The sequence below is a fragment of the Desulfovibrio sp. 1188_IL3213 genome, from assembly GCF_036763145.1.
Lineage (GTDB): Bacteria > Desulfobacterota > Desulfovibrionia > Desulfovibrionales > Desulfovibrionaceae > Desulfovibrio.
Genome location: NZ_JBAIYR010000185.1, coordinates 1 through 4,480 on the forward strand (window position 1 = coordinate 1; position 4,480 = coordinate 4,480).

The following is a 4,480-nucleotide window of genomic DNA, read 5'->3' on the forward strand; positions in this document are numbered from 1 at the left end:
CGCCCCTGCCTTTGCGGAGGAAATCCCACGCAGTCATGCCCGCCGCCCCTGCCGCAATGCTGCCCCCAACAGCCGTTGTGCCTGCCAGGGCCACGCTGGCTGTAGGGTTTGTTTCCATAAATTCCGTTGCCGATTTCAAGCCCCAGTCAACGCCGCCCTTAACTTTTGCAAAAAAGCCGTCCATGGCGGCTTCCCAGGCGTTACCAAGGGAGTCAAACTTTGATTGGGTGGAGGTCTGCACACGCTCAAAGAACTTGTCCACGGACTCAAGGGGGTTGCCTTCAACAGCAGCGAGCACCTCGGCACGGCGCTCCCCACCATTGGCAAGGGCTACCGCAGCCTGTCGTGCCTGACGGTCAGGTATAACTTTGCTGAAAAGCTGAATTTGTCGGCTTGAAAGCTGCATTTTAAGCGCTTCTTTCTCTTTCCCATCTGCCTTTTCCCATTGGGCATGCAGCTTTTTGTACAGCTTGTCTTTTTCCACCACGCCCTTTTGGATGGCATCCACAAGCGCCATGTTCATGTCGCCACCGCTGGCGGCGGTACGCTGATAGATAGCTGTAAGATTAACCTTTTTTTTAAGCCTTTTCTCGGCCACGTCACCACTGCGAAAAGCCTGTAGGTTTGCATAAAGCATCGCGGCTTCATCGCTGGAGCCAGCCGCATCGCGCAGAACCTGCAAGTTTGAAAAGTGATAGGCCGCGCCTCTTACGCCCAGCATGTCCGGCGCGTTGGTAAAAATGCCGGGCATATGTTTGGCCATGTCCTTGGTTTCAAACGCCCCCACGCTCCCCGCATTGGCCGCCATACCAAGGACAATTTCAACGTCTTCAGCCTTGAATTGCTTGGCCTTAAGACCTGCCGCGACCATGTTTGCAAGGTCTGCACCTTCGGAGGCTGTGGCCGTAGCCGTACGCTGAATGCCCGGCAATACTTTGTCAGTCGCTGCAAAATCTAGCCCGGCCTGAAAAAGTGCCCCTCGCGTTGCCCGCGCGCCTTCCAGAGTGCCGCCGCCATACTTAACGGCAGAGGCATCAAGCTCCCGCAATTTCTTGACGTCAACTTCCGCTATGTTCGCGTCATCAAGGTATTGGCGTTCACGGCTGACAGGCGCGTCAATCGCCTTTTTTGCAGCATACCCACTCGCAGCAAGGCCCGCGCCAGTTTTCCAGACGCCATCCATGCCCCGGCCAAGGCGTTGCATATGGCTGACAGTGTCACGGGCGGTCTGCCCTACGCCGCGCAAGGTGCGGCGTAGGGCAGACGCCCGTTGTTCGGCCCTTTGCAGATTGCCGCCGACCTCTCTGGATTCGCTGGCAATGGCATCCATGCTTCTGGCCGCGTCCTTGGCCTCTTTGCCGATAGCGTCCATACTTTTGGCCGCGCTCTTGGCATCTTTAGCCATGCCTTTCATGGCTTCGCCCTTGCCGATTGCGTCTACAGCCGTGCCGGTTTTGGCGGCGGATTTACCCAAGCTGTCCAGAGCAGTGCCCGCAGGGCGCGACAGGCTATCTTTGAGCTTCAGTTCCGCTTGTACTTGCAGGTCGGACATGGCGCTTCCACTTTCGCCAGTTCTGGCGTTTGGTTACAACGTTTCTTGCTTTGGGTTTGGCGGGGAATAGCACGTCAACAAAAACTTCAGCCTCCGGCAGGGACATGGCCCGGACCTCGGCCAGGGTAAAACCACGGCCTACCAGCGCGGCCTCTACTTCGCGGAGGCGGCGGAAGATTCCGCGCTGGAGGCCAAGAGCTTTTTTGCAAGCTCATCCTCCACAGCCAGAAGAACGCCATATTCCGGCGCGGGCAAACCGGCCAAAAGCTCGGCAGTGATGGCATCAGCAGGAATTTCACCCAGGCGGGTTATGGTGCGTGACCACTTGTGGCGATTCATGCGGGCGTTGCTGGCATCCGGCCCGGCATCTTCAATGGCGGCCTCCACATCTTCCAGGGTGGGGACGCGCATGGTAAAATCTTTATGCATCTGCCCGTTGAATTCTATACCGAAAAGCAAAGTACCGTCAGTTGTAAGTCTGGACATGGATTACTCCTTTACTTCATCCACAGCAAAAAGGGTGAGATCGCGCTTGGCTTCGCCTTCGCTTTCGTATTGGGCGCTTACATCCTGAACGCAGCAGCCGGTATATGCCGTGCGCTGCCCCTTGCCATTGACCGGGTAAATAACCAGTTTGGCATCGCGCACCTTGGACCAGTTACGCTCCTTGCCATTGGCCGGAATTGGTACGGCCACAGTAAGCTCGTAAGTGGTAACACCCTGGCAGAACCCGGCAATGCGAGCGCGGCGGTTCATGGTTTTCACGGGCAGGCAGCCGGTATTTTCCTTAACGCTGAAACTGGCGCACTCGATTTCTTCGCCGTCCACCTCAAGGACGATTGCGCCCACGAATTCTTCCATAGCCATTGGCGGCTCCTTTTTGGGTTTAACGGGCGACAAAAAGCAAAGCCCGCACTGCCACAATAGTGGCAGCGCGGGCCAAAGAAAGACTGGCGCACGTCAGCGGTTGACTAGTCGTCTATTGCCATATGAACGGTTTTTTCTACACGATGACGAGTGATGAAGGAAGTTTCTTCCAAAGAGTTAAGCGTGCTGACTGAGAAATTCTTCGCGTGTCTGATAGACATATAATTCGAAGCTAAAACATTTAAATCGGTAAAAGCATTTGCATATCCAAACGGCAATTGTACATGCTCATACTTTTTATAGAAGGCGTCATTCCTTTTCTGCCACGCCTTACCGGCAGGCGTATTAAGACCACCCTGTGCAAATTCTGGCTTCTGCTTGAGCAGTTTTAAGGCATTATATGATTCTTGAACAGCCTCTTTATACTCTTTTAGTTGCGGATATTTTTCCAAAGAGAAGGTTCCATATTCAAGGCTTGAAGCAAACGTAGGCTCTATAACTATTTTCCCGGCCGCATCTCCGAGTACGGCAGGTGTTTTTATGCGCTCCATCAATGCATTAATGATGGCGGGCATGTCTTCATTGTCAGCATTTTTTATATTCGGCTTGATTATCAGCGTTTCGTATACAAGCACGTCATCGTCGTCTTTTTCTTCCGCGAAGGCAGGCACAGCCAGAAGCAGAAACAGCAGACAGGCGAACAGTTTTTTCATGGTGGGCGGCTCCTTATATGTGGTTGCCGATAGGGTACAAAAAGCCCCTTGCCGGGGCAAGGGGCTGTAAGGCCTTGCGCGATAGTTGGCACTGGCTGAAAAAGTGGCAAATCTGCCCCAAAATACTTGTGGACATGCGCAGTCTGCCATGCTGTCTTGCTGTGACAGGAGGAGATATGAAACTTGAGCAGGTAGAAAACATTGCAGATGCCGCACGGGCTGGGGCATCTTTTGGCTTTTCCACGGCTATGGGTTACGCCATAGACCAATTGCTTGCTGCGGCAAGAGCTGCAAAAGATGAACGTACCGGAGCCGTGGCTACCGCGCTGGCGAGCCTTTTACACGAAAGCAGGCAGACGGCGCATGATGAATTTATAGGCTCGTTCAATGTGGACGTAGTGGATAGCGTGCAGTAAAAAGCCCCGCTCTGGCGGGGCTTGTGGGCTATTCTTTTTTGTCAGGTTCGGGCGGCTCTGCCGCTGCCTCGGCATCCCGCCGCTGTTGCGCAAGCCACTCTCGCAGTTGGTCTTTGCTGCCAGTGTCCAAAGCGACCAGTTTCCAACTGCCATTGTCATCGGCAATTAACACAAGGCTCTTTTGCATTGCCAGCGCGGCAATGGCTTCCTTGATGTGGTCCCGGCTATCAGCCAGCGCCCGCGCCAAGACCTGCGTCTGCTCACGATTTGCAGCGAAGTTTTTGGCGTTGGTGTCGAGCGACTCCCTGTGACGGAGACTGCTCTTGTAGATGTCGCCAACAACAGAAGCCATCCAGAGCGCAAGGAACAGGTAGAGCAAACCGTAAATGCATATTTTTTCAAGGTCCATAACCTTCTCCCTACAGCAACAAGTCCACGCGGGCGGCCAGTACATGCAGGCCGTTGACCACGTCGGCGGGTATTTTGATGTTAAGGCGGTTGGGGTCTTGCAGGTCGCGCTCGGCAATGACGCCCTCGGCGTTGGCCGTAACCTCTTCCAGAATTTCCAGCGTTTCGAGATTGCGCAGTACGTCCAGCACTTCGGAGCGTACCTTGGCCGGTGTGCGGGCCGAGAGCTTTTCGCGCGGGAAGCGCAGGTCAACGCGCTCTTTGACCGCCTTGCAGGTGTAATCAAGTGTGCGGATGGTCGTCATGTCCAGCATGCTGATATCCGTAGCGCCTACGGCATTGCGGGTATAGGTGCTGACGGCGCGGACAATCTGCACTGTTTCGCCCGGCCCGACCTCCAGAGGGGTGACGCCGTTTTTGAGCATGGTTTCCTGCTCATTGCGCGAGAGGCGGGCAGCCACGGGGGGCGCGGCAATGCCGGAAAGTTCCAGCGTGTTCAGGGGGCGGGCCGGGTCTTCTTCGCT

At 55.1% G+C, this 4,480-nt stretch carries 7 protein-coding genes; 1 reads left to right on the top strand and 6 read right to left on the bottom strand.

Translation table 11 applies throughout. The annotated features are described in order from the left end of the window. From V6C16_RS08395 to V6C16_RS08410, 4 genes are all read right to left on the bottom strand, one after another. Positions 1-1,552, bottom strand: a 1,552-nt coding sequence (locus V6C16_RS08395) for a hypothetical protein (RefSeq protein WP_333543004.1), incomplete at its 3' end; no start/stop codon positions are given. A gap of 153 nt (positions 1,553-1,705) precedes the next feature. Further along, positions 1,706-2,038, bottom strand: coding sequence for a phage tail assembly protein (locus V6C16_RS08400; protein ID WP_072312639.1), 333 nt, complete (start codon positions 2,036-2,038; stop codon positions 1,706-1,708). A gap of 3 nt (positions 2,039-2,041) precedes the next feature. After that, the gene (locus tag V6C16_RS08405) at positions 2,042-2,419 is read right to left on the bottom strand and encodes a phage tail protein (protein WP_296983568.1); all 378 of its coding nucleotides are present in this window, start codon (positions 2,417-2,419) and stop codon (positions 2,042-2,044) included. A 104-nt stretch (positions 2,420-2,523) separates the two neighbouring features. Continuing rightward, a complete protein-coding gene (locus V6C16_RS08410) occupies positions 2,524-3,132 on the bottom strand; it encodes a hypothetical protein (protein ID WP_333535282.1) in 609 nt (202 codons plus the stop codon). Between the two features lie 176 nt (positions 3,133-3,308). On the opposite strand from V6C16_RS08410, the gene V6C16_RS08415 reads away from it, so the two are divergent. Beyond that, positions 3,309-3,548: a hypothetical protein gene (locus V6C16_RS08415; RefSeq protein WP_333535283.1), complete on the top strand. Its 240-nt coding sequence runs from the start codon at positions 3,309-3,311 to the stop codon at positions 3,546-3,548. 28 nt (positions 3,549-3,576) lie between these two features. Here the strand turns inward: V6C16_RS08415 and V6C16_RS08420 are convergent, their stop codons facing one another. Both V6C16_RS08420 and V6C16_RS08425 read right to left on the bottom strand, forming a co-directional pair. Continuing rightward, positions 3,577-3,957: a hypothetical protein gene (locus tag V6C16_RS08420; RefSeq protein ID WP_333535284.1), complete on the bottom strand. Its 381-nt coding sequence runs from the start codon at positions 3,955-3,957 to the stop codon at positions 3,577-3,579. Between the two features lie 10 nt (positions 3,958-3,967). After that, positions 3,968-4,480 (bottom strand): phage tail sheath C-terminal domain-containing protein (locus V6C16_RS08425; protein ID WP_333543005.1); only part of this gene is annotated, 513 nt, incomplete at its 5' end.

Bases quoted from the DNA above. Each gene is read 5' to 3' on its own strand.
- V6C16_RS08400 (WP_072312639.1), bottom strand. From the start codon at position 2,038: ATGTCCAGACTTACAACTGACGGTACTTTGCTTTTCGGTATAGAATTC.
- V6C16_RS08405 (WP_296983568.1), bottom strand. From the start codon at position 2,419: ATGGCTATGGAAGAATTCGTGGGCGCAATCGTCCTTGAGGTGGACGGC.
- V6C16_RS08410 (WP_333535282.1), bottom strand. From the start codon at position 3,132: ATGAAAAAACTGTTCGCCTGTCTGCTGTTTCTGCTTCTGGCTGTGCCT.
- V6C16_RS08415 (WP_333535283.1), top strand. From the start codon at position 3,309: ATGAAACTTGAGCAGGTAGAAAACATTGCAGATGCCGCACGGGCTGGG.
- V6C16_RS08420 (WP_333535284.1), bottom strand. From the start codon at position 3,957: ATGGACCTTGAAAAAATATGCATTTACGGTTTGCTCTACCTGTTCCTT.